The organism is Actinophytocola sp. (genome assembly GCF_045807065.1).
GTDB lineage: Bacteria > Actinomycetota > Actinomycetes > Mycobacteriales > Pseudonocardiaceae > Actinophytocola.
In genome coordinates this window covers 1-2,731 of sequence record NZ_JBJMIE010000716.1, presented here as the reverse complement: position 1 = coordinate 2,731, position 2,731 = coordinate 1, and the positions used below count along the sequence as shown (strand labels likewise).

Genomic DNA, 2,731 nt, shown 5'->3' with positions numbered 1-2,731 from the left:
CGCGTCACCGGCGGCGAAGTTGCCCACGGCCTCGTCGTTCACGCCGAACGACCCGTCCAGTGACGGAGGGGCCGTCGGGATCTGCTGGTGGCCGGAGTCGCTGGCGAACGTGGCGTATCCCCGGGCCAGCGGCACCGGCCGGTCCGTGGGGCCGAACGGCACGTTCGCCGCCAGGTCGGGAATGGTGCCGTTGTAGCCGCCGCCACCGAACATCATCGCCCCGCGGTTCCAGCCGTTCGGCAGGGCGACGCGCATCCTGATGTGGGGCGCGGCCGGATCGACGGGGAAGATGTCGGCGTCGACCTGGCAGTAGGTGACCGGCTCGCCGCTGATGACGCTGGTCACGACCGATGCCGAGGTCACCCGGCCGCCGGTCCTCGGCAGACTCATGACCGAAGCCGGGATCCTCGTCCCGGCCAGCCCGGCGCACTCCGGCACCGCCGTCGAGGCGCCGGCCCCCGCCGGGGTCGTCGCGGTGGCGGGTTCGGCCCCGAGTGCCGCGCCTGCCACCAGAACCATGGTCGCCAGCACGGTGAGCCGGCGAGCCCGCACGCCCCTCGTCGATGTTCTGCGCACGCGAACCTCTTTCCTCAGTCTCGTAGGCATGTCGCCGGCTCCTCAGCGGTGGAGGTGCGTGCCCGGGATGGCCTGCGGATCGTCGCGGACCTCGGCGGGGTTGGTCTCGGGCAGGAACCACGCGCAGGCGAAGGTGATCAGTCCCATGACCATGATGTAGGCGGCGACCGGCATGGTGCTCCCGGTCTTCGCGATGAGTGCCGTCATGAGGAACGGTGTGCCGCCGCTGACGATGATCGCGGAGAGCTGGTAGGCCAGCGACGCGCCGGAGTAGCGGACGTTGGGCGCGAAGAGCTCGCCGAGGAAGCTCGCGATCGGGCCGTAGGTGAGGGTCTGGAACACGAAACCCACCACCACCGCGACGAAGATCAGCGGCAGCGACGCGGAGTCGACGAGCCCGAAGTACGGGAAGGCCCAGACCGCGACGCCCAGGCCACCGATCAGGATCAGCGGCCGACGGCCCACCTTGTCGGAGAGGTGGCCGGACCACGGGATGACCACGAGCATCGCCACGGAACTCAGCAGCACGACCGCCAGCAGGGGGTCGCGCTCGAGTCCGAGAGTGCCGGTGCCGTAGCTCAGGAGCCCGGAGATGCTGACGTAGAACAGGCTGTTGGTGGCCGAGAGGATCCCGCAGCCGAGCAGGATGGTCCGCCAGTTGCGTGCGATGACCTTCGCCAGCGGGGCCCGGACCACCGCGTCGTCCGTCCGCGACGCCTTCCGCCGCAGCTCGCGGAACTCCGGCGTGTCCTCCACCTTGGCCTGAATGTAGAGCACCACCAGGAACATCACGACGCTGAACAGGAAGGGGATGCGCCAGCCCCAGCTCAGGAAGGCGTCGTCCGGCATCAGGCCGCTGGCGGCGACGAAGATCAGGTTCGAGATGATCACGGCGACGGGGACGCTGGTCTGTCCGAAGGTGCCGGCGAAGCCGCGCCGCTTGGGGCTGGTGGACTCGGTGAGCAGCAGCACGATCCCGCCCCACTGGCCGCCGGTCGCGAGCCCCTGCACGAAGCGCAGGATGACGAGCAGCGTCGGGGCCAGCGCGCCGACGGCCGCCGCGCTGGGCAGGCAGCCGATCAGGAAGGTCGCGGCCCCCATGACCGCCAGGCAGGTGACGACGACCGGCTTGCGCCCGTACTTGTCGCCGAAGTGTCCGGCGAGCACGCCGCCGATCGGACGCGCCACGAAACCCGCCCAGAACGTGCTGAAGGCGAGGAGGGTCCCCGTCAGGGCCGACGAGTGCGGAAAGAACACCTTGGGGAAGACCAGTGCGGCCGCGGTGCCGTAGAGGAAGAAGTCGTACCACTCGATCGAGCTGCCGACGAGCCCGGCGGCCAGCAGCTTGCGGAACGCTCGGCGTCGAACGGTGGACGAGCCGGCGCCGAGGTAGCCGGACCGTTCCTCGGGTTGGGCGAGCGGGGTTGCCATACAGGCCGCCTTCGTCGATAGCACCGGCAGTGATGACGGTCATATTAGGACCGCGTTACGCTGCGATTGAGGTATGGATCATCCACGGCTCACGCCGATCCGGTGGGTCTTTCTTCCACCCGATGTCGAGGAGGGATGGCACCGTGGCCAGCAACACCGGTGGCGAGGCGGAGTCGCCCGCGCTCGTGCGCCGACAGCGCGAGCTGGCGTCGTTGTACGCGACCGCCAAGTCGCTCACCGCGCTGGGCGAGCTCGACGAGGTGCTGCGGTCGATCGTCCACCACGCCCACGACCTGATCGGCACGGACTTCACCTACCTGTCGCTGGTCGGCGCGGACGGCAAGCTGTCGGCCAGAGCATCGGAGGGAACGATCTCCGCCTCCTTCCTCACGGCGTCCATACCGGCCGACGTGGGGCTCGGCGGCAAGGTGCTGGCCTCCGGGAGTCCGCACTGGGTGAGCGACTACGCCGCCAGCACCCTCATCGACCACGATCCGAACTTCGACCGCCTTGCCGCGACCGAGGCGCTCGTCGCGCTTCTCGGTGTGCCACTGGTCATCCGAGGTGAGGCCGTGGGCGCCCTGTTCGCCGCGGACCGCGCCGAGCGGTCCTTCCAGGCTGACGAGATCGCGCTGCTGAGCGCGTTCGCCGACCATGCCGCGGTGGCCCTCGACAACGGCCGCCTCTACGAGGCGAGCCGGACCGCGCTGCGGGAGCTGCGGGT

General features: G+C 69.9%; 3 protein-coding genes. 1 reads left to right on the top strand and 2 read right to left on the bottom strand.

Features of this window, described 5'->3' with window-relative positions:
- Together ACJ73U_RS42235 and ACJ73U_RS42230 are read right to left on the bottom strand one after the other, a co-directional pair.
- A partial coding sequence (locus tag ACJ73U_RS42235; RefSeq protein WP_407783409.1) for a tannase/feruloyl esterase family alpha/beta hydrolase occupies positions 1-606 on the bottom strand: 606 nt, incomplete at its 3' end.
- Between the two features lie 12 nt (positions 607-618).
- Entirely contained in the window at positions 619-2,007 is a 1,389-nt protein-coding gene (locus tag ACJ73U_RS42230; RefSeq protein WP_407783408.1) for an MFS transporter, read from the bottom strand.
- 143 nt (positions 2,008-2,150) lie between these two features.
- On the opposite strand from ACJ73U_RS42230, the gene ACJ73U_RS42225 reads away from it, so the two are divergent.
- Positions 2,151-2,731: GAF domain-containing protein (locus ACJ73U_RS42225; protein WP_407783407.1), on the top strand; the 581-nt coding region annotated here is incomplete at its 3' end.

What these genes read in the sequence shown, in the direction of transcription:
- ACJ73U_RS42230 (WP_407783408.1), bottom strand. Translation starts at nt 2,007, where the DNA reads ATGGCAACCCCGCTCGCCCAACCCGAGGAACGGTCCGGCTACCTCGGC.